21 protein-coding genes are annotated in these 21,827 nt (G+C 42.5%); 12 read left to right on the top strand and 9 right to left on the bottom strand.

Annotated features, from left to right (window positions below):
* The 4 genes from G1O98_RS12655 to G1O98_RS12640 all read left to right on the top strand — a co-directional run.
* Window positions 1-624, top strand: a 624-nt coding sequence (locus G1O98_RS12655) for a hypothetical protein (RefSeq protein WP_202985792.1), incomplete at its 5' end; no start/stop codon positions are given.
* A 402-nt stretch (window positions 625-1,026) separates the two neighbouring features.
* Window positions 1,027-1,269 carry a hypothetical protein gene (locus G1O98_RS12650; RefSeq protein WP_163929141.1) on the top strand — a complete coding sequence of 81 codons (243 nt, stop codon included), beginning with the start codon at window positions 1,027-1,029 and terminating at the stop codon, window positions 1,267-1,269.
* Window positions 1,270-1,427: 158 nt separating this feature from the next.
* Window positions 1,428-2,480: a tyrosine-type recombinase/integrase gene (locus tag G1O98_RS12645; RefSeq protein WP_243458423.1), complete on the top strand. Its 1,053-nt coding sequence runs from the start codon at window positions 1,428-1,430 to the stop codon at window positions 2,478-2,480.
* Between the two features lie 209 nt (window positions 2,481-2,689).
* Window positions 2,690-3,481 (top strand): hypothetical protein, encoded by a 792-nt coding sequence (locus G1O98_RS12640; RefSeq protein ID WP_163929139.1) that lies wholly within the window; start codon window positions 2,690-2,692, stop codon window positions 3,479-3,481.
* A gap of 9 nt (window positions 3,482-3,490) precedes the next feature.
* On the opposite strand, the gene G1O98_RS12635 is transcribed toward G1O98_RS12640, so the two are convergent.
* Window positions 3,491-4,006: a hypothetical protein gene (locus tag G1O98_RS12635; protein WP_163929138.1), complete on the bottom strand. Its 516-nt coding sequence runs from the start codon at window positions 4,004-4,006 to the stop codon at window positions 3,491-3,493.
* Window positions 3,993-5,096 carry an XRE family transcriptional regulator gene (locus tag G1O98_RS12630; RefSeq protein ID WP_163929137.1) on the bottom strand — a complete coding sequence of 368 codons (1,104 nt, stop codon included), beginning with the start codon at window positions 5,094-5,096 and terminating at the stop codon, window positions 3,993-3,995. The genes G1O98_RS12635 and G1O98_RS12630 overlap by 14 nt, the downstream gene beginning before the upstream one ends.
* Window positions 5,097-5,222: 126 nt before the next feature.
* On the opposite strand from G1O98_RS12630, the gene G1O98_RS12625 reads away from it, so the two are divergent.
* Window positions 5,223-5,534: a hypothetical protein gene (locus tag G1O98_RS12625; RefSeq protein WP_163929136.1), complete on the top strand. Its 312-nt coding sequence runs from the start codon at window positions 5,223-5,225 to the stop codon at window positions 5,532-5,534.
* Between the two features lie 65 nt (window positions 5,535-5,599).
* Here the strand turns inward: G1O98_RS12625 and G1O98_RS12620 are convergent, their stop codons facing one another.
* The 3 genes from G1O98_RS12620 to G1O98_RS12610 all read right to left on the bottom strand — a co-directional run bounded on the left by G1O98_RS12620 (window position 5,600) and on the right by G1O98_RS12610 (window position 10,432).
* Window positions 5,600-8,476, bottom strand: coding sequence for an AAA domain-containing protein (locus G1O98_RS12620; RefSeq protein ID WP_163929135.1), 2,877 nt, complete (start codon window positions 8,474-8,476; stop codon window positions 5,600-5,602).
* A gap of 91 nt (window positions 8,477-8,567) precedes the next feature.
* Complete coding sequence (locus tag G1O98_RS12615; RefSeq protein ID WP_163929134.1) at window positions 8,568-9,680, bottom strand: ParB/RepB/Spo0J family partition protein; 1,113 nt, start codon at window positions 9,678-9,680, stop codon at window positions 8,568-8,570.
* A complete protein-coding gene (locus G1O98_RS12610) occupies window positions 9,677-10,432 on the bottom strand; it encodes a ParA family protein (RefSeq protein WP_163929133.1) in 756 nt (251 codons plus the stop codon). Before G1O98_RS12610 ends, G1O98_RS12615 begins: the two co-directional genes overlap by 4 nt.
* Before the next feature lie 208 nt (window positions 10,433-10,640).
* Here G1O98_RS12610 and G1O98_RS12605 point away from each other — a divergent pair, with 208 nt between their 5' ends.
* On the top strand, window positions 10,641-10,790 hold the full coding sequence (locus G1O98_RS12605; RefSeq protein ID WP_163929132.1) for a hypothetical protein: 150 nt from the start codon (window positions 10,641-10,643) through the stop codon (window positions 10,788-10,790).
* A 58-nt stretch (window positions 10,791-10,848) separates the two neighbouring features.
* Window positions 10,849-11,487, top strand: a complete 639-nt coding sequence (locus G1O98_RS12600; RefSeq protein WP_163929131.1) for a shikimate kinase — start codon at window positions 10,849-10,851, stop codon at window positions 11,485-11,487.
* Window positions 11,488-11,571: 84 nt separating this feature from the next.
* On the opposite strand, the gene G1O98_RS12595 is transcribed toward G1O98_RS12600, so the two are convergent.
* The gene (locus G1O98_RS12595; protein ID WP_163929130.1) at window positions 11,572-15,579 is read right to left on the bottom strand and encodes a WD40 repeat domain-containing protein; all 4,008 of its coding nucleotides are present in this window, start codon (window positions 15,577-15,579) and stop codon (window positions 11,572-11,574) included.
* Window positions 15,580-16,088: 509 nt separating this feature from the next.
* Between G1O98_RS12595 and G1O98_RS12590 the strand changes: the two genes are divergently transcribed.
* From G1O98_RS12590 to G1O98_RS12575, 4 genes are all read left to right on the top strand, one after another.
* Entirely contained in the window at window positions 16,089-16,433 is a 345-nt protein-coding gene (locus G1O98_RS12590) for a hypothetical protein (RefSeq protein WP_163929129.1), read from the top strand.
* Between the two features lie 75 nt (window positions 16,434-16,508).
* Complete coding sequence (locus tag G1O98_RS12585; RefSeq protein WP_163929128.1) at window positions 16,509-17,021, top strand: hypothetical protein; 513 nt, start codon at window positions 16,509-16,511, stop codon at window positions 17,019-17,021.
* 299 nt (window positions 17,022-17,320) lie between these two features.
* Complete coding sequence (locus tag G1O98_RS12580) at window positions 17,321-17,956, top strand: hypothetical protein (RefSeq protein WP_163929127.1); 636 nt, start codon at window positions 17,321-17,323, stop codon at window positions 17,954-17,956.
* A 155-nt stretch (window positions 17,957-18,111) separates the two neighbouring features.
* Window positions 18,112-18,543 carry a DUF2000 domain-containing protein gene (locus G1O98_RS12575; RefSeq protein WP_163929126.1) on the top strand — a complete coding sequence of 144 codons (432 nt, stop codon included), beginning with the start codon at window positions 18,112-18,114 and terminating at the stop codon, window positions 18,541-18,543.
* Window positions 18,544-18,672: 129 nt separating this feature from the next.
* Here G1O98_RS12575 and G1O98_RS40690 read toward each other — a convergent pair whose 3' ends face one another.
* From G1O98_RS40690 to mobC, 3 genes are read right to left on the bottom strand one after another with little or no spacing between them, the layout of a single operon-like run.
* Window positions 18,673-18,795, bottom strand: coding sequence for a hypothetical protein (locus G1O98_RS40690; RefSeq protein WP_275941774.1), 123 nt, complete (start codon window positions 18,793-18,795; stop codon window positions 18,673-18,675).
* Window positions 18,796-18,803: 8 nt separating this feature from the next.
* A complete protein-coding gene (locus G1O98_RS12570; protein WP_163929125.1) occupies window positions 18,804-20,336 on the bottom strand; it encodes a relaxase/mobilization nuclease domain-containing protein in 1,533 nt (510 codons plus the stop codon).
* Window positions 20,317-20,721: a plasmid mobilization relaxosome protein MobC gene (gene mobC / locus G1O98_RS12565; protein WP_163929124.1), complete on the bottom strand. Its 405-nt coding sequence runs from the start codon at window positions 20,719-20,721 to the stop codon at window positions 20,317-20,319. The genes G1O98_RS12570 and mobC overlap by 20 nt, the downstream gene beginning before the upstream one ends.
* A 564-nt stretch (window positions 20,722-21,285) precedes the next feature.
* On the opposite strand from mobC, the gene G1O98_RS38970 reads away from it, so the two are divergent.
* Window positions 21,286-21,822: a hypothetical protein gene (locus tag G1O98_RS38970; RefSeq protein ID WP_175586652.1), complete on the top strand. Its 537-nt coding sequence runs from the start codon at window positions 21,286-21,288 to the stop codon at window positions 21,820-21,822.
* Window positions 21,823-21,827: the final 5 nt, after the last annotated feature.

Raw genomic sequence — 21,827 nt, 5'->3', positions numbered from 1 at the left:
CTAGCACGCTTCCCAGACGGCAAGGGATTAGACCTCTGGGTCACTGGCAACGATGGCAATGTTTACACCGCTTACTATCACGATGATTTAGGCTCATGGAAGGGCTGGTATCAGATTGCAGGCAACGTACCAAGTGGGTTGCCTGCGGGTGCTCCAGTGACAGCACTAGCACGCTTCCCAGACGGCAAGGGATTAGACCTCTGGGTCACTGGCAACGATGGCAATGTTTACACCGCTTACTATCACGATGATTTAGGCTCATGGAAGGGCTGGTATCAGATTGCAGGCAACGTACCAAGTGGGTTGCCTGCGGGTGCTCCAGTGACAGCACTAGCACGCTTCCCAGACGGCAAGGGATTAGACCTCTGGGTCACTGGCAACGATGGCAATGTTTACACCGCTTACTATCACGATGATTTAGGCTCATGGAAGGGCTGGTATCAGATTGCAGGCAACGTACCAAGTGGGTTGCCTGCGGGTGCTCCAGTGACAGCACTAGCACGCTTCCCAGACGGCAAGGGATTAGACCTCTGGGTCACTGGCAACGATGGCAATGTTTACACCGCTTACTATCACGATGATTTAGGCTCATGGAACGGCTGGTATCAAGTTGTGGAGGTATGATGACGTAGCTTGGCATCAGGAAGACTTGGGTGGCAACATTCCCTGAAAACAAAAACTGGGGATTGATCCGTCAGGGGGTTTGGGAAAAACTAAACCATACACGGCAGGACTGTGCCAAAACGGGAAAAGTCAGATGTCTAACACTCAGCAATCATTAATAGTTAGACTGCACGGGGTTGTGGGAATACTAGGCAAGACAACTGTTGGATATGTTATTTCGATGCTAAGTTCAATTCAGCAGATTCAGAGGTATTAAGTATGCTACGTAATCTTGTTTATTGAACTATTAAGCACTTAAAATTTCTGGCTATTCTTTGTAAGGAGATATGTATGAAAATAGTACGACTAAAATCCTGTGCAGCGAGGGAGAATCCCAATCACCATGAGAATCGGAAAAAGCTAATGGTTGAATTAGGTCTTAATGATATTGGAATTGAAGCAAATTCTTCAAAAATAGGTAAGGATTGGGCTAGTGTCATATTTGAAACTGACACAGGTGATGTGCTTCACGTTGATCTTACTTACCGTGAAAATGGAAATCTTAGTATTTCAGTTATATTAGCTCCTCATAGTGATCAAAGTACTCACTACTCAAAGTACTTAGAAATGGATTGCAGTACAGGATCTGTTGTCAATGAGTCATGAGTAATTAAAAATAGTCTACTCAGGATTGCTAAGTGTGAAAATCTGTTACTGCTGGGTAGCGTTGATATCACTCCCTTGATAGCAACTATTCACAACTAATGGAGAAACCAATTTTTCAATCACCCTGACCCCCAACAGCTGCATAATGAAGAACGGTATTGGAAATTGCCATTCTCAATACCGCAATCCTTGGTGGGGTCATGAGCAAAGATACAGAATCCGTCGAGTTAGTTGTAGTCCAAAAATTAGAAAATGCCCTCAGTGCGAAAATTGAGGCATACTTTGCTGGCTCCATTGACTCTGACCCCGATGTGTTGGAGGAACTGCTTAAATCCAAAAACAGTGAGGGAACCCGTCGGGCTTACCGCAAAGATATCAACGATTTTTTTACTCGCATGACTGGGCTTGCACCTGGGCGCGATTCTATCCTGGAGTTTTTGCATCTGGAGGGACACAAGGCTACCCTGGTAGTTACTAAATACAGATCCATACTCAATGAAGCTGGACTAGCACCTAACACGATAAACCGCCGACTGGCTGCAATTAAATCTCTGGTTGCTTTTGGCCGAAAGCTGGGTGTATGCAACTATGCTGTGGATGTGGACAGTATCCCAGTGCAGTCATACCACGACACTAGCGGTGTAACTGAGCAGGAATTTTTGACAGTCATTAAGGGGTGCGATCGCTCTACGTTAGTGGGGAAGCGGGACTATGCTTTGTTGCTCCTACTGTGGGGCAATGCTTTGAGGAGAAATGAGATTAGCACCTTAGATGTAAGACATTTTGACCCATCTAGAGGGACGCTATCAATTTTTGGGAAGGGCAAGCAAGTACGAGTGACAGTCAATCTGCCAAAAGTCACTGTGATAGCGATTACTGACTGGCTGATTGCCCGTGGTGGTGATATGTCCTCGTCCCGCCCGTTATTTACCTCGGTTGACTTCCAAAATTCTGGACACCGCCTAACCGGGGATGGCATCTATAAAATAGTAAAACGCTTGTTTAAACGGGCTGGTGTTGAAAAGCACATGAGTCCGCACCGTTGCCGCCACAGTGCTATCACTGCTGTACTTGAAAAGACTGATGGCAACGTCCGCAAAGCCCAAAAACTCAGCAGACACGCCAAACTAAATACGCTCCAAATTTACGACGACAACCGCAATCGTGATCAACTGGAGATGTCTGAGCTATTGATGGATGGGTTGGATTGAATGGGTTGCCACACCTGTTAGGCGTAAAACTAGCGGTGCGATGTAGAAAGTCGAATGTTAGAGATTAAATAAATCCTCATACAAGTGAGCAGAGAATTAACTCTCTCATTGTTGAGTGTCATGTCCTAACATACCTGAGCTAACAAAGTGGTCAGTGCCGCTTACTGTGTCCCATAATATATAGTTATATTCCCAAAAATAACTGAGTTGTGAATACAATTATCGATACACAACTACTCTCTTACTGCTTTAAAGGGTTCGGGTACGACATTCACGACCATAACTTAGCGATCTCATCAATCACAGCCAATGAGTTTCTCTTAGCTCAACCAAGAGAAGCAGATTATCCCGACTATTACATTATCCATCCAGCTAGATATCCAAATCTCCTCCAATTAGAAGGAAATTCCTCTAGTATTTCTGATCACTTTGGGAATCCTAAATGGGCTAAGATGGGCGGACGAAGGACAGATCAAGTAATCATTGATTTTGGCAACCAATTCTCACCATATCGTGAGTTCGGGAACGAAGCTATTTCTGTAATTATCAATGACAAAGAACTCGATTTATATAAAATCAGTATTTCTCATTTACCAAAACAGAAACAGAAATATCTGAAAAAACGCTTGAAGTATATTATTGACGGCAATTACTATTGCTATTCTCTTAATAAATTAATAATCGAGCAAGCTTTATATCTATTTTCACAGTTCATTATTGAGCATAACTGTAAAGAGAATATTCGTAATACTATCAATGACATCTTAATCTTGGCAACTGCTATTAATCGTGGAAAGCAATTTTTGACGCATGATAATTTACTCAATCGTTTTGCATCTGAGTACTATAATGCACCAATCCACAAAGAGAGAAATGAGATATTAATAGATTTTTCAAGACAGCAAACACTTGAAAGGAAGAAGAACGAAGAAAGTAAAGGATATATTAATCGAGGTTGGAGCTATTCATTTCGTAACAATCGAATTACGCAAGGAATCTAAATTGATTTTTTAGCTCGTGCTATACTTCTGTAGACTTATTTTCCAATCCGCCAAAACTCTCTTAGAGATGTGTTTACCCCTCTCGTTGATTAAGGTATCAGCCATTGTCGTCACCTCTATCACTGTTTTGTGTCCTGTCTCTACCATCTCAGCTAATAATCGCAGTGTTCTGGTGTAGGCAACACCGTATGCCTTGCAGGTTTCAATAACTAGCCCATCATCACTAGCACAAATCAGCAATTGATGACGGGCAATGGCAATTGTAGATCGATCCGCGACACTCAAAAGGGGCGCTCTAACGTTAAATTCCAGAAAACTGGCAAACATCTTTTCTGTGGAAAGAGCCAGAGGTGTTAAGTATTGGTTAGCAGCTTGACGAGTTTGGGTTTCCAGTTGATCTGAGTCTAGAAGTTCCTGGGCAATGTACAACGGGCTGTAGTGCTGTTGTAGCCACCTCCACTCGTTCAGCCAGCGAAAATCAATGAGTGCTGTTGCGTCAAGAATTGTTCCGTTAAGCGACTGCATAAACCTCATTTTCTTGACGACGCACCCGCAGTTTTTCAACAGTTAAGTTGAGAAGTTCTGCTGCTTTCATCTCTGAAATCTTGCCCAATTTTAAGGACTGCCAAATTAGAAATTCATAACGTTCATTTTCTGGATAATCATCCGCAGGCAGTGCTGGTGGTAATTCCATTGAGTTTTGCAAAGATGCACCATCATGTTGCTTTTTATAAATAGCACATATTTTGGCTTTCTCTTTAGCAAAATCAATAATTCCCATTTCTGTTAAACGATTCAAGATAACTAAGTAACTCACCCGAAAATGCCGTTTGAGTTTGACAATATCTTGGGTAAGTGTATACATTCGCTCAAATTCAGCTTGAGGCACAAGTAGATGACTAGCAAAGTAATTAGCTACTTTTTCTCGTGCTTTTTCTTCTTCTTTGGTTCCTTCTTCAATTAGAGTGTTTTGGTACTCTACACGATGGAAGATAAGGTGTCCAATTTCATGTGCAAGGGTAAATAATTGACGTTCAATGGTGATGTTATGGGTATTGACCAAAACAAAAGCACCTTCAATATCACTACAAGCACTAAGACCAAAGAAATCTTTAATAGGAATGGACTGGCGTAAAACTTTTAAGCCGATTTCTTCTACAGACTGAAACAGGTTGGCAATAGGAGCATCTCCCAAGCCCAAGCGATGGCGAAACAAAGCAGCTATTGTCTGAATGTGCTTTTCGTTGCCTTCTACTTGATGGCAAGGTGTACTTTCTGGGGTGTAGGTCGGTAAGCCAACGGCTTGTTCTAGGGCGTTATAAGTTTGCAGCATTCGTAGCATTTGGGCTGCAAACTGGGCATTTTTGTCGAATGTTACATAAGCGCGGAACCGGAAGTTGGGTAGTCCTTCACCTTGTGAGCGTAGCAAGTCATCGAGTGTAATGCCCAAAGCATTCGCCAGAGCAGAAAGGATTTTGCTGTCTGGTAAAGTTTTGGCGTTCTCGTAGTTATTAATACTCTGGCGAGTAACCCCTGCTTGTTCTGCAAGTTGCTCTTGAGACAAGCCTAGACTTTTACGGTAGCGGATCAGGTTGCCAGCGATGATCTCTTTCATAGTTGAGTTGCCCTTATTCGCTGGAGGACTAAAATTTGTCAAAGTAGCTGTAACTATATTTCCTAATTATAATAGAAAATGTAAAAGATGTTTGACATTAGCGAAAAGACTTATAGGAGTAAATTTATGACTATTGCAATCGGAAGATGGCAGTTTGAAGGCCCATACTCACACACAAGCAACTTAGATAACCGTTCAGGCGTTTACGCCATTCTTGACGGAAGAGTAGATGGTATGTATTGGATGATAGATATAGGTGAATCTGCCACAGTCAGGGCAAGAATTGAAAATCACGACAGAGCAAACTGCTGGGTAAGAAACCAACAGGGGACACTAGCCGTTGCAGTTCTTTACACCCCACGCTTTCAACAAGCAGGAAGACGGACAATTGAACAAGAAATCCGAAGTATGTACCCGTTAGCTTGTGGAATTCGATAGAGGAATAGAAGTTGCATCTCCAAGCAGAATTCTCATTAAATAAGCGCTAAACAACTTGTCAGTACTTATTTAATAGGGCGAATCTCTCCATGTTGCCGAATGTGTTCAACTAACCGCTTGGTTTCACCGCCAGCTAATTCTAGTTCCCTGAGATTGCCCACCAAAACAAACAATTCTCTAGCCCTACTAACGGCTGTATTCAGTAAATTAGGTTTCCGGTTAAGGAACCAAAAACTATGCTCTTGGTGGCACTGGTAAGGAGAGAAGATGATAGCTGCTTTTTCTCCACCTTGGAAGGTGTGAACTGTGCCAATATCATCCCAAGAAAAGTTTCGCCACCGATTAGATAGTCGATACTTGAGCGCGTTAGCTTGCTGCGAAAACGGCGACATCACCCCAATTGTTTTTGAGTTGTCATCCGAGTTAGTAGAGTATCCATGTTTTAGCAAGGACGCAATTATAGTTTCTACAGCATCAATTTCTTCTGGATTGGTATTATGGGTGTGGCTTCCTTCAACGTGGTAAGCCAACAGATGCTTGACCGTTGCAGTCTGCTGATCACCTGAAAGGATTTGCAGACCACCGGGATAGTTGGGGCTGCAAAACTGAATAATGGGTGGGGTGCAACGGTAATGATTAGAGAGGATAATGCCGTTGCCTAAGTCGGATTCTGTGCCATTAGCACCAGCAGCACGATGATAAGCGGTAGCTGTGTATTTGGCAGTGGGGGCATAGCGATAGTAGTCTTCATTCCCCATGCCCCGATCCAGAAAGGCAGTTTTCAGATATTGTTTGATGGTATCGTCGCAAAGGTTAACGATTGGCTCAATTTGCTGGGGGTCGCCAGCCACTACTGCCCTTTGCGATCGCACCAGCAAGGGAAATAATTGATGTATAAGAGTTGTACCTGCCTCATCCACCAGTGCCAGCTTAACGCTATTGGGTTGAAGATTTGGCAGCATATTACGTATTGATTGCAGGCTGGAGCTAATAACGGGGAAAATCAAGCTCAAGTCACGGTAGATAGCATCACTATCAGTTTCTAACTTGAGCAATGCCTCTCCGTCTCCCGTCAAGACGCTACCGTAAGTTGACAATGCCCTCATAACACTCTCCTTGCGTCGGAGAACTTCTTGCAATAGAAACGCCCAAGCACGTTGAAACAGTTCTACCTGTAATTGGTGGTGGTCGCGGTAAAAAAGATTGTAGAAATCCCCTTGTGGGTAACTTTCAAGTTGTTTTTGGAAAAGTTGATGTCTGAAAAGTTTTAACTCTAGTTCTTTATTTAAAGCTGTTAGCTGGGTTTGAATTTCAGTGACTTTTTGGTGAAGATTCTGCCATTGTTGTGAGAAATCTAGTTTTTGGTTAACAGAAGCCTGGGCTGCGGTTAAACTAGGGTGGTCAAGGGGGGTCTGAAAAGGATGCCCTGTCGCCAAGGTGTTTAACACAGCAGCGTTGATCCGCAAAGCCAACCTGCGGAAAATTCGCTGATCGGTAGTAGCATTAAGCCAGTTCAAGGCGCGTTTGGTGATGGAGTCAGACTCTTTTGGTAGCTCTCGTTCTGCCTGGGATAACTCTTCTCGTATCTGCTGGTAGGCATCAAAGGGAAAATTTGCGTAAGGAGCCAAATTTGATAGCTGTTCAGTTAGGGCTTGTAACTCGGAATCAGTAACAGCAATCTCGTTATTGAGTGATTGGATTTCTACATCCAGTTGCGATCGCCGTTCAAAGTCAGTGACTTTTTGAGCAGTATTTAAGCGATCTTGCTCTATGAGTTGTTGAATTTGACTTTCTGCTTGCAGTAGTTCGAGTTTGGCTTGCTCCCAAGCAGATTGATTAAATTCAGTCTGACGCAGCCAATCTTGGGTTGATTGCAGTTTGGGTAGAGTTGACTTACGGATATTAGCTTGGTTCCCGCCTGGAAGATAAAACTGTTGAGCAGGAGAATTTATAGTCAGTCGTTGTTGGAATTTTTTAACGGTGCTGTTATTAGCGCCGACAAAGAATATTAAATTATTTACATCATCAAGACCCTGAACAAGTCGTAACGCTCGATTTACTACTTGCTGGGCTATGAGGTGCAGAAACACCTCCGTTTTTCCAGTTCCGGGTGGCCCACAAACAGCAGTTAGTAAGTTCTCTTGGGCGTGTTTCAGGACAGACGCTTGAAATTCATCAGGTGCATGAGAGGGAAAAGCACCCCAGAACATCACCTCATCTCTGGGTAATTGTGGCTGACCCCAAAGGTACTGCATTGCTGGGTGAGTTTCCGTTAGCCATTCAGCCTTAGAGTCAGGTTGTTGCAGTTCCTTGAATATTTCTTGTATGTCTTGCTTAAGTAGAGCGTTATAGGGCGTAAAATCACAGCGTAGCAAATAAGGTTGTCGAGAGGTTTTGTACTTGACTTCGGGTAAATCTACCAGTTCAAGAAAGTCTCGAAGCGTTGGGAATCTCCCTTTAAATGTGTCTTCTAAAAATTTTCCAATTCCTGACGCAACAATCAGTGATTCGGTTTGCTCCTCCTCTAGCCCGTACAGCCGCATCAAATTAACAACCACTGGCTGAAACTCGTACTCGGTCAAGTCCCAGCCAGTTTTGCGGTAATTACCTTTAAAGATGAGCGAAATATCGATTGTGAAAAGAGGCAGGTATTTCAGCTTTTGCTCTTTGCCCTTGCCGTTGATTATATAGATTTGTGGGAAAGCAACAGCCATCTGAACATCATTTTTGTTCCCTCTTTTGGCTACTTGTTGCTGTTGCTGGAATTGTGTAAATACTTCGCTATCTAACAGTAGCTTGTTGCCAACAAGCTGCACTCCCTTATCTACTACTTTTGAATAGATATCTGAAGAACGCTCGACCTCAGCTTGAGTCAGTTCTTCTAACCTGATGTAGCCTAGCCAGGATTGTACTATCTGGATAAGTTTTTCTGACTCTAGCATGGTCACTTAAACATGAATCTTAGGCACTAAAGCTTAGTATAAAAAATATTTGAGCATTTTGCCTTCTACGTCCTGGTTTTGGTATGTCAGGTTACTCAACATTTGTCAGCGTCTCCAGTTGTGCAAGTAGTTTCTCTATTTGCTTGCGCTTCTTGGGGTCTGACCAAATACGCGACTTTCTTAGTTTGGTAGTCGCAGCAGTAAAGCGCTCTCTATAATCGTTCGACTCGGTGTTTGCGGTAGAGGCTGGGGTTTTCTTCTCACTAATGCGCTGTCTTATTTCACTTAAAGACCAGTTTAGGGCAATAGCTTGTTCTAAAAACTCAACACGCTCATCTAATTTCTGAATCTGGGCGATGGCTTTGGCTTTGGTGTACTCAAGTGAGCCTTCCCTTAGCGCATCAAGGATATCTTCTGGGAGGTTGAGCAAGGGTAAACGATTCTTAACGAAAGATTCCCAGGTCATTAACCCTAAACCATCAAACACTCCTTCAACGATTTTTAGGTCTGGGTTTAATGGCTGCTCCTGGTTGAGGCCGGAATTATCTGTTTCGGTTTCGCCCATAACGTTATGGGTAGATAATTCAATATCGCCTTCCTCGTCGCTGATAGCGTTGTTGGTAGAATCATTTTCAACTTCACCCATAACGTTATGGGTAGGTTCATCACCTTCGCTCTTGTGTGCGCCCATAACGTTATGGGTAACTGTAGATGCTTTGTTATGTTGGCGTTGTAGACGATACAGGAATGGGGGTATCTCCTCAACACTTCGACCTAGTTTGAGAGACAGCAGTTGCAGGATACCTTCAGTTTCTTCAACTGGGTTGAGGTCTTCTCGAAGTAAGTTTTCTATAAGTGCAAATTGAAAAGCTGCATTGTCGTCTAATTCTCTGATGACGACGGGGACAACTTTCAGCCCAATTTCTTTAGCAGCACGATAGCGTCGCTCTCCTGCTACTAATTCGTGTTTTTCTCTATCAAGGGGGCGGACTAAAATGGGTTGGAGAATGCCATGCTGTTTGATGGATTCAGTTAACTGCTTTAATGCTTCGGAATCAAAGTAACGGCGCGGTTGTGTGGCTGGCAGAACAATCTGGTCTAACGGCATGGATTGAGGAGAACCAGCATTCGCTACGCCTGTCGTGTCCCAAGGTACTTCAATTTTGCTTTTGAGGGGTTGGCTGGTTTTAGTAGTGCGTCTCATTTTAAGGATTCTAAACTAACGGCTATTTTTTTCAAGATGGCGACAGATGGGTGCTTTGGTTCGTAAACTGCAAGGGGCATTCGTTCCTCTGAAGCATCAACAAAAGCAGTGGAGCGAGGAATGGGGGCAAAGACAGTTCCGGCGCTGGCTAGTTGTTCAGTGATGGCTGCTAGGGTACGAGTGTCCTGGGAGTTACGGGCATCGTATTTTGTCGGCACAAATCCGGCTATTTGCAATTTGCGGTTTGGTTTATTACGTACTGTAGCAACCGTTTTTAAGAGTTCGCCTGTTCCCTCAAAGGCTTTGAAATGGGTTTCTAGGGGAACGAGAACATGGGTAGCAGCTACAAGGGAGATGTAAGAGAGTAGCCCTAAGCTGGGAGGGCAATCTATTAAGATAAAATCGTAATCGGATTCAATTGGTTCGATGGCTTCTTTCAGGCGGAAATCGCGCATAGAAGCACTAACCAATTGCATTTCTGCCGTAGAAAGAGAGATGTTAGCAGGGGCTAAATCCATGCCGTGAATTCCCTCAATAATTGGCAGGGGTTGTTCATCCACAATGGCATTGTTGACAGTTTGCTCTATGTCTCTTGGAACCAAGCCCATAAAAATGGTTAAGCTGGCTTGAGGGTCTATGTCAATGAGCAGGACGCGATGACCCAATTGCGCTATTTGGTAGCCCAGGTTTTGGGTAAGGGTGGTTTTGGCAACACCTCCCGCCTGATTAAATACTGCGATGATTCGGCTCATAAGTAAGTTGGTTTACCTGCACCATTACAACCTAAGATAACGGTAATCTGCCAATTGCCAATGTTTATTTTTGTTCGTGGCTGCTATTTTATTTAAAAATGCGATCATATAGGTTATAGCCGATTTAATTAGGCAAGGACGCTGGCATCAGGGAGGATGGTGTGCGTGATGATTTCGTTCCCTAAAGCTGTTCTAGTCTCCTTGAGTTATGGCACGTGTCAGTCGAGTTCTTCCCCATCTCTCCAAAGCTGAGATTGAAGAAAAAATGCGTACCGCTAACAATTTCAGACGACAGCAAAAATGGCGCATTGTCTACAATGTCTTAAATGTCTTAGTTGATCCAAGACCCGCCGCTTAGTTATCCTAATTCTGATAATAAGCCTGAATATGGCTAACTACACAGGTCAGGAAAAAACATGAGCTTACCCGAAAAGACTATCATTTATTTAATCGGAATGATGGGAGCAGGAAAAACTACAACTGCTCCTCTAATTTCTCAACATCTCGGATATGGTTTTACTGATACAGATCGAGAAGTCGAAAAAGCCAAGGGTAAATCATGTCACGAAATTGTTGACCAAATAGGTGTTGATGGTTTCAGGATCTTGGAAACCCAAGTCTTAGCAGAAATAGCTAAACGTAAGCGTCTAGTAGTTGCCTGTGGGGGTGGCATTATCTTGCGAGATGAAAATTGGCGCTATCTTCGCCAAGATAACGCTGTTGTCGTTTGGCTCAATTTACCCTTAGAAGAAATCCATAAGCGAATTAAAAACGAACTCCGACCTAATTTAAGAGGTCTAAATTCTGAACAGTTGACAATTAAACTAGAGGAAATATTTGAAAACCGGAAAACTTTATATGCTAAATTATCAGATATCTGTATTAAGGCTGCTCCAGCAGAAACTCCTGAAAAATTAGCCACTAAAATCATCGATGAACTCAACAATTTTTACAGTTTTTCTGAGGAGATGACGGGGGAGCAACAAACTGGGTACCAGTTATGGTGTAGTAAGCAAATGACCCTTTTTCCGACACCATTAGGGGTAAAGGAATAAGTAATCGAGGCTGCTGAGGTTGAGTAAGCGAAAAATTTTCTTGTTTAATCACGCAGATGCCCATTTCAACTGTCGAGTTTCATTCTACTCCCTCGCCCCTAATGCTTTCAGCGTGTTTTTCTCAGCATTTCTAACGCCTGTGATTTTCATGTTTTCATAAGGACCTTGAGCTTCCAGAGTTTTGAAGCATTTACCTGTCTCAACACTCCAAAGCTTAATCTTCTGGTCGTCGCTGCCACTAGCTAAAATTTGACCATCAGGACTAAAGGCAATGGTTCTTACCCAATTAGTGTGTCCATCTGATTCTGACCCAGCTTCTGGTAGAGTTTTTATACAACCAGCAGTTTCAATATTCTTGACATCCCACAACTTAATAGTCCTGTCCGCGCTACCACTAGCTAGCAAGTAGTTTTCCCCCTTTGGACTGAAAGCTACTGACCATACCCATCCATTGTGTCCTGATAAAATTTTGAGGCAGTTACCTGTGCTGACATCCCACAACCTCACGTTCTGGTCTCCGCTTCCACTAGCCAGAATTTGACTATCAGGACTGAAAGCAACGGAGTAAATCATCCCTTCGTGAGCTTCAAGAGGCTGAGCAAGTTTCGGTTGATCCATAGCCACATCCCACAGCCAAATAGTTCTGTCTTCACTCCCACTAGCAAGGATTTGGCTATCAGGGGTAAACGCAACTGACCAGATCCAATCGGAATGTTTTTGGAGTTTTCGGTCTTGTTCCCATTGATTGTTACGACTGTTTCGTTTCCATAACCAAACGATGCCGTCATTACACCCACAAGCTAGAATTTGAGCGTTAGGACTAACAGCGAGCGCTCGGACTCGACTAGAATGATTCAATTCCTGATAATCACCACTGTTGGTATCCCAAACCCTCACTGTTGTATCGTCACTGCTACTAACTAGAGTTGAACCAGTTGGATCATCGGGACTAAAAGCAACAGACCACACCCAGTTATTATGTCCCTTTAGTTCCTTGCGCTCTTTACAGTTTTCTGGAGAAAGATCGACATTCCACAACCTAACAATTTTGTCACCACTGCAACTAGCAAGGGTTTTCCCATCACCACTGAAGGCGATTCCTCTAACCTGACTAGCTAATCCCTGCCATGTTTTTAGACACTGACTCTTTTTTTTATCATCATCCCATTCCCAAAGCTTGACAGTTTGGTCATAACTACCACTGGCTAAAGTTTTCCCATCAGAATGAAACGCTATGCAACGTACAGCATGGGCGTGTTCTAGAGTATCGCGGTATTTGCCAGTTTCCACATCCCATAGTTGTATTGTTGCATCTTCACTGGTACTAGCTAGAGTTTTTCCACTAATACTGAAAGCAACAGCCCATATCCAATGTCTGTCTCCTTTCTGTTCGCTGGCTTGCTTTCTTCGGTGTTCCCCTAAAATTTTATTTTCACCCGTGTTAATGTTCCAGATCCTTACTGTCGAGTCTTGACTTCCACTAGCTAGACATGAATCATGTATTGGAGAAAAAGCAACTGCTCTGACTGGCTTTTCATGTCCACGTAGTAGTGGCACTGTTTGCCATTTGCCCTCTTGATTTTTTTGCCATAATCTAATTTTACAATCATCTCCTCCACTGGCGATAATATTACCATCACGGCTGAAAGCAACAGTCCAGATAGGCTGCCCTTTATGCCCAGTTAATTCTTGATGCCCAGTTAATTCTTGAACTTGTTGCCATTTGCCCTCTTGATTTCGCCACAATCTAATTTTCCCGTCATCCCCTCCGCTAGCAAGAGTGCTACTATTCTTATCCCAGACAACAGTTCTTACAGAGCCATTATGTTCTCCTAAAACTTTATGAATACAATTGGTAATATCCCAGATTCTGATGGCATGGTCATCACTGCCAGCAACTAAAGTATTATCATCAATATAAGTAAGCGACCAAATCCAACCAATCTTTTCTCCACCCAAAAGAGCTTCTTTTGTCTTGGTCTTAACATTCCAAATGTGAATCTTACCGTTAGCATCGCCTGCTGCTAGTAACTGTCCATTAGGGCTAAAAGCTACTGAAAACACGCTTTCGATAATATCAGCAAAAACTGATTCAGCTAAATCCGAGTGAGAAAAGTTAAAGTTTTGTAAGTTAACTTCTTGTAGGTAAGCTCTCCAAACTGGTAGATCAGAAAAATTCCAAGGTTCGAGATTGCTTTTTGGATTACTATTTAATTGAATCAAAAGATTGAGAATATTGCCAGCCGCATAAGCTCCTTTTTGAGGTAAGTCTTTCAATTTCTCCAAAATTATACTTAACTTATTTTTTATACTATTTTCAGTTAGGTTGTTTTTTAGCTTTTCTAGGATACGAATAATTATATTGTCAATCTGAGCCTTGATGATATAATCACTGGCTTGAGTATTGAGCAAGCTATACTTATTTAAATACTTTATATTCTCAATATTCTCCATATTTAGCTCGTTATAAATTCCCTCGATCAATTCCAAGGTTAGATAGGTTCTCAGTGCAGGAATAAGATTGTACTTTATTTCATTATTTGATGATTCAAATCGAATTATTTTAACTAATGAAAAATCTTCTGTCAAAACGTCTAAAGCGTCCCTTACCTGAGCGATTGGAATTTTTGACAAATGAGCTAGATCATGAGCTAGAGCGACAAGACTAAGCGGTTCACGATGAATTGCCAACCAATACATAATCTGTTCTTCTATTGAGTTTGACTTCAAACGTTGAAGCTGACGTTCATAAAAATTTTCTATTCTTTGATAAACATATTGTTCTTTATTTTGCCCGAATTCCTTCAAAAAAACCTGTAAATTACTCTCATGTAAATTAGTAATATATTTTTGACAAATCTGGATTAAAGCATCAGGATTACCATCATAATGCTTAACAAATTCTTCAGTCTTATTTTTTAAATTAGATGGAATTGATAAGTGGAATTTCTCTTCTAACAATTTAATACTATCATCAGTTGCTAATCCTAAAATTTGCTTATCTTTAACTGAATTTTGTTGATTTGTTAGATATAAAAATTCTTTAGGCTCCACTTGACTGGTTAATACCAAGCAGCTTTTATGTGTACGTTTGATTACTGCATGGAGTAAATTGTTATAGTCTTCGTATCCCTGACGATAGTAACCTTCTTCATTGAGAATTGATTCAAAATTATCTAGTATTAAAAGACATTTTACTGTTTGAAAGTAATCATTTGTTAATCGAGATATTTGTTCAGGAAGAGTTTTCGGCAGATCGGTTGTCTGAGAAAAATTTTGTAGTTTTGGATGCTGGGATAAAAATTTGATTAGCTTTTTTAAAAGTTCTGTTAAATTTATAGAATTCTCAAGACTGAACCCAATAATACAATCAAACTCATCCTGAATTTCCTGAGCTAACCTTACAGCTAAAGTAGTCTTTCCATTTGCAGGTAAGCCTTTCAACAGAACTAAGCGATAATTTTCGTGGAGAATCCATTTTTTTAACTCAGTCAGTTCATCTTTACGTCCATAGAAATCTAAGGGATTTAGTATATCAGGAATGATTTCCCAAAGCAGTTGCTCGGTAGTATCTATAGGCTTAATTTTATTCAAAAAATTTTTTAACTTTTCTGCATTTATATCGTCTGCATTTATATCAAGACTTGAATTTACATAATCAATTTTTTCTATGAGTTTTTTCTTGTCTTTAGGAAATGTTAATGTTAATGAATACAGTCCAAGTGTAGATATCTCATAAGGTAATTTTCTAGCAGTGAATAATTCTTCTAGTCCTTCTTTTAGGGTTGAAATGACATCACTGTTTATTCGTTTCTTACTCTCTTTTTTCTCATCTGTTTTAAAATCTAATAACATATCTTGGTAACCCAATTGATTAATTAACTGAAATAAGACCTCAACAGTAACCCCCTCTTTAGGATCTCGGCTTTGTCTCCCTCCAGTGGCTGGGTTTTTTCCTGTTATTTCAATAATAATTTTATTATTTTCTTCTTTTTCTATTGCTGTAAGAGCATCTTTCCATCGTCGAATTCTTTCGTTATTTTCCTTGTCAGAATATACAAAACTGTCTTTATCAATTTTTGTAGTATACATGTATTGTAAAAGTGAAATAATAAGAATTAGCCCATTGATTTTCGCACCAATAGTATGCTTAGATCCTTTTCTTTTTGACATATATCCTTTTCTTTTTGTTTTTAATCTCTCTGGGTCAAATTCCCCGTCTGCTTGCAGCGGGGATAGGAATTTTAGCGCCCCGCACCTTTTACTATCAACTTGGCTAATTAGCCCCTAAAAAAAGCAATTATTAAGAAAAATTACAATAATACCGATCTGAACAACTCTAAGCTCCCCATAGTTACCCATAGTGAAAGTATAAGCAATTGTAGTAATTACTTACAATTATTCCCCATAGCTAGAACCTTTTACCTATAAGAGTTTTACTGCGATATTCCGTAACTAATTTCACACCGCCCCAAAGAGAGAATTTTCTTAGAAAACCAAATACAAGGTTTATCAAGCCTGAAGTTGATCGTCAGGGGATGACGTAATTCAGCACGCCCACGTGGAGTCTGGAAGCCCCGAAAAAAGTCTGGAGGTATCCCATGACAAATCTTTCAAGCGTTCATTTAGCGATCGTCGGCGGACATCCAAGGACTCGTCAGACAGTAATTCAAGCTCTTAAAAGAGAGCATGGATTGAAAAAGTGCCTCGAAGTGCCTCCTTCGTCTGAAACACGAACCAGTACAAAGAAGCTGAAGGCGAAACTCAGCCACTGTGACTTAATTTTGATAATTCCCGGTTATCTAAGCCACGCGACTACTGAGATTATTTTTCACCTCAAGCGTTCTAAGGCACTTAAAGGCAAACTTTTGATGCTCCCTTCCTGCCGAGGGATAAGCGGAGTTTTACGAGAAATTCTAAAACACGCTGCTCAAGCCTATTGCTAGAAGGTGTTCTAACGATAAAACCCTGCCCTAAATCGGATAACGATTTAGGGCAGGACAATTAAAAGGATTGTTCTTATGGTATCAAATGTAGACGTAAGAGAAGAACTAGCCAAATTAGGCAAATCTTTGCCAAAACCTCTCTACGTCTTTCTTCAGTTTTTCCTGACATGGATGACGGGGAAACCTTACCGAGGCCAACAACCGCTGTTTGAGCCAACCCGTCTTTATCAACTCTTGACAGCGCTGGGATCTCTGTTCGGCGGAGCCATAGCGAGTGCTTTGATCTGGAACTCCTCGCCGTTATGTTATCCACTACTACTTGTATCGTGGGCATTTACGGTTGGAGGCGCTCGGAAGATCCAAACGTGCATCAACCATCGCTGCGTCCACAAGCAGTTTTTTGAAGATGGACAAGATCGCTGGTTGGCAGAAATTTTGTCAACAATCCTGCTAACTCAGGATCGTGAAGGTTATTGGTACGACCACGTGAAATTACACCATCACGTGGATAAGTTTGCCACCTTCTCTCACGACCCCGACGCGCAATTCTTGTGGCAGTTAGGCTTTCGTCCTGGTCTAACTAAATAAGACCGATGAAAAGGTTAATCCCAATACTGTTCGGTTAACAAAGTTATCTGTTGAGGTGAGCAGGGGGAGCTGGGGAAGCGGGGGTAGCAGGGGGAGAGAAGAGCCATTGAACAGTAATTTTTTCCCCCCAGCCTCCCCAGCCTCCCCAGCCTAAAGAGCTTATCCGAACCGTATTGAGGTTAATCCCGTCTTCACTTAAGCAAACTAGCTGACGGGATTTAGCCTAGACCGCGCTCTGAGCAGATTTAATACCGAGTCTGCCTCAGAGCACATACTTAACCCCCTAAAGAATAAATCAAATGGTCAACACTAAACCATACTGGGAAAAGTTAAAACAGACTTTACTGTCTCCTGAGTTTCATTGGCTGTTTCTCAAAGCCCGCCTCAAAGTCAATTTTCTGACCTCTCCCCTATACCGCCGCTTAATGGCAGTGGGATTCACCGTTGTCGTAGTGGTGCTGGTATCAGTAAATCACTCTTGGCTGACATTTATCGTGGCATGGGCATTTCCTCTAACTGTTCTCTACCACATGGGCGCTTTATTACAGTTCCTTTCCGAACACGATTGGGCTGGTAGTGGAACTAACGAAAGCAAGAGCCACGGCCGCTTTTGCGGGGATACTCCGCCTTTCGGTCAATCCACTTTGGCTTGGCTGCGCTGGGGAATGCGGATGGTTTATCACTTGTTTGTTCGCATCGCCATCCTTCCAGGGGAGATGCCAGAACATGATTGGCATCATCATTCGCCCAAAGACCAAAAAGACTGGGCGAATGGAACTTATGCCCGGCAACGCCAAGTAGAAGGGGGTGGAGAATACACGGAGTTCTGGGGCTTAGAAAACGCCATTGACCATGTGTTTCAAGGCTTCGCTCAAGCGTCTGCTCCCTTGGAAGAACCCGAATCGAATTCTTTGGATGAGCTTCCGCGTAATTAACACCATCTAGTGGAACTGTATTGAACAACCTGGGAGTTGACAACCATTGCTCCCAGGATAATTTCGTTTGGCAGCACATCAACTACTTGTCGCCTGCCTAATTCCTAAAGTTTTTCTCAAACAAACGCAAAGATAGCAAGGAGTAAACCCAACCTATGTATGCAGATAATCAATGCAAGTTGATTGCTGTTGTTAACCCCCAGATTGAAAGCCCTAAGCTAATGAATGCTTTGGCGCATATAACGGCGGGTTTAGTAGCTAAAACCAATAACCTTGATGAGATGCAGTTTCTAAAATATGAGTTTCAAGCAGATTGGACTACTCCATCTCTGATTAGCCTTTACCCCTTTATTATTCTGAAGGCTAAAAACAACAACCAGCTAAAAACTCTACATCAAGCCGCTAACGAAGTCGGAATTTTACATAACGTTTTCACTGACTCTATGCTAGGAGCTTCAGCTATTGAGCAGATGGACAACACCAAAAACATCAATACAGGTGACCTAACTTACTTTTGTGTAGTCCTATTTGGAGCTTCTGACCAGTTAGCGGCATTAACCCGCAAATTCTCACTCTTCAAAGGTTGAGTTAACTAAATGGCGTTGCTAGGGCGATCACCATAGCTTTGAGTAGCTGGGGCTATCGGCTTTGTCTACTATGGCACACCTCGGCTCAATATCATATAGATAGACAATTTTTTAAGAACTCGTTGCGAATCATGCGGCAACGCGGAGTGGTAGGGGCAGGCTTGCGGGACTTGTCGGCCCCACTACTGATCCGGCTTGCCCGTCCCGAAGACCGCCTAATTGAGCGATAGCGGCAACGAGTTCGGTCTGCACAGCGCGGATCACAAGCTAAAACCACGATCCTGCTGTCTGAGCTTTTGTTGCTCCTCCCTGAGATGAGCTTCTAGCTCCTGACTCCAATCAGGATTATGGGTTTTGAGCCTTTTACCCTGTGGCAACAATTCTAATACTGCACTAGCGGCAAGATTCCCTTGCTCATCATTATTGAATGCTACGATCACCCTATTGAAACTCTTGAGAAATTCCATAGGTAGGTTATTCGGGTCATCAGCCACTATCAACATGGTTCTAGTTGGCGGTAGCCCTTTGCAACTTGAGATCAGGTAGGTGGCTGCTGACATCGCATCAATTGGTGTAGAACACAAAAAGACGTTTTCTACCTTGTCCGTTGGTTGCCCTCCCAATCTCAGATAAAACCAACCATTTGCTGTAGAGGTGTTTTGGTCGCACTCCACAGTGCGATGATTTTCTCTAGGCTTTGACCAAACTAATGCGCCAGTTTTTTCACCATCTAAATTACGCTTGATAAACAAAATATTTCGTTGCTCATCCATGTAAAGCAATTGATTATTATGTAATCCTTGCGAAATATAATCTGGTATGTAGCGTTTCTCGTTCAAATACTTGTGTAATACTTGCCAAACAACTTTATCCTCTGGTGGTGGAGTGAACTGAGGCTGTCGCTGTTTGTGTTCAATCTCTTGAAAGAGTTTTTCTAACTGCTCAACTGGGAGTGGTTTAACAGGTTTGAGCAGCAATTTATGAATAGGTTCATCATCACGTTCTGGTTGGTAGTCAACGCCAAGATGTTTTTGCAAACCGGGGAAGGTATAAGCTGCACCTAACTGTGTACCACTAAAAGCTTGCCCATCTTTCTCATAAGAAATGCCTTTAGACTTACCATTTCTAGTCCATCCAGTTCTTACACTAATGCCAGCTTGCTGCAACCGCATGAGCAGCGTTGGCATTTGGGGATTATCAACTCTGGCCCGATCAATTGTCTGCTGAAGTTCCTCTTTAATAGTGCGTCCTGGTGGCCGCTCAAGTTTACCTAGTTCATATTCTTCTTGCTCTCGCCTTATGCGCCTGATTTGTCCGGTGCTGGGTGTGCGTTGTAGTTTCTCTCTACTGCCCTGGACTTGCACCAAATTATAGTCAATTTCAATCTGTCGCAGCACTTTCTCCGAGCGCACATAATCCCAGGAATCATGGACTACTAGCCCTGTATCCATCCTGATTCTGCTGGCTGCAATGTGGATGTGGTCGTCGTCGGTGTTATGGTGGCGAAAGATAACAAACTGATTGGCATCAAAGCCCATTTCCTTCATGTAGCGATCGCCAATTTCGCTCCACTTCTCATCATCTAATTTATCGTCTTTAGCTGCTGACAACGAGACATGGTAAACAACACGTTCTGCATCAGAATTTAGTTGTCTCGACAGCTTAAATTCCCGCGCTAATTCACGGGCATTTCTCCCACTCATGTTGCCGCCGATTAGTTTAGCATCTTCGCGTGATTCTAGATAATCCAACAGCTTGCGAAAACCTCTGCCCTTAGTCTGCTTCCCAATCATCCTCTTCGTCTTCCTCTTCCGAATCTTCCGAATCAATATCAGGTGAGGCAATGTCTCGTCTGCACTGATGCAGCAGTTCTAAAAGTTCTCTTAGCAGTTCTGGATCAGCAGGTAAAGTTCGCCCCATTAATATAGCTATGTTGGTGGCTTTGACAAGCTGGTTGAGGTTGTTCCCGATTTGTCCTAATTCCCAATATGTTTGTAAGCTAATTTTGCTCAGTCGTTTGGGTAATGGACGCATCAACGCATTACGTCTCATCAGTTCACTTGCTGACATCCCCGCATCAAGTGATTTTATTCGCAGCAAGTCCAGTTCGATATCGCTCAAACGAACTGGAAAAATATGCTTTCGGATTAGAGCTTTTGACTGCTTGCGGTTCGCCATAATTCGAGAAGATATCGGGACATTGCGAGGGGGTTTTTCAAGGGGGGTTTCCCCACTTGAACCAGTCTGCCGTTCGAGCGCAGCGAGACAAAGCGTAAGCTTTGAGGCATGGCTGGCTTCTAGCCCAAATACGGGGGTGTGCGATGTGTCGAGTGCTACGTATGTACGGAGGACACAGCAGGAGGCTGGGGGCGAGAGTACAAAGGCGTAGCCGTGCTGCTGACTATCCTACAACCTACAGAGGGATATATCAACGGCGCAGCCGCAATTTGAATCAAATCAAGCAGTCGATAAATTCTGGTTCAGCGTAGCCGCTACAGAGTCGGTACAAACGGCGTAGCCGCTATATGAAAATTCTCTGATTCAGCGAAGCTGGCACACAAAATAATAGTCCGGCGTAGCTGTAATACGAAACGATAATTCAGCGTAACTGTAATAGTCAGATTTTTTAGCATTAGCTTGAATAAGAAGACCAGCGAAGCTGCCACGCTAAAAAGTATAAGGCGTAGCCGTGATGCGAAGAGGTAATTCGGCGTAGCCGCAATAGCCGATTTTTTTAGCATTTTGAAAACCAATTGGTACAAATTATTTCAAATAGCCGATAATTATCAGTTAATCGGGATTCACGAGATAACCATGAGTGAGCATCAGAATTCAGAAGTGATTACGAAAGAGAAGATTGATAAGGCCATCAATCTGCTAAAGAAACAGAAGCCGAAAGAGCGAGAAGATGTATCGGATAGAGAGGCCATCAGGAAAATGAGACGGTATATTGAGAAGCTGACCTCTGATAAGTATGGCTACAGTTATGATGAAGTGTCAGAGATGCTGAAAGGTCTGGGCATCAATTTGAGCGGCAGCAGAATCAAATATTTAATAGGCGAGTTAAAGAAAAGCAGCCGTCGCCAGAAAAAAACATCTTCAAGCGATGATAATAATTCGTCATCAAATCTGGCTACTGAAACTCAGCTAGCAGTTGTAAATACTGCATCAGATAAAGCTAGTAGTGAGCCAGAGGAATCAACAGTAAATAGTGCAAAGGGCAAGAGAAAAAGTAAACAGCCTGCACCGCAGCAGCAACAGCCTGAATCAAACCTGTAATTAGA

The organism is Nostoc sp. UIC 10630 (genome assembly GCF_010747425.1).
Classification (GTDB): Bacteria; Cyanobacteriota; Cyanobacteriia; order Cyanobacteriales; family Nostocaceae; genus Nostoc.
This window is presented reverse-complemented; position numbering and strand designations above follow the sequence as displayed.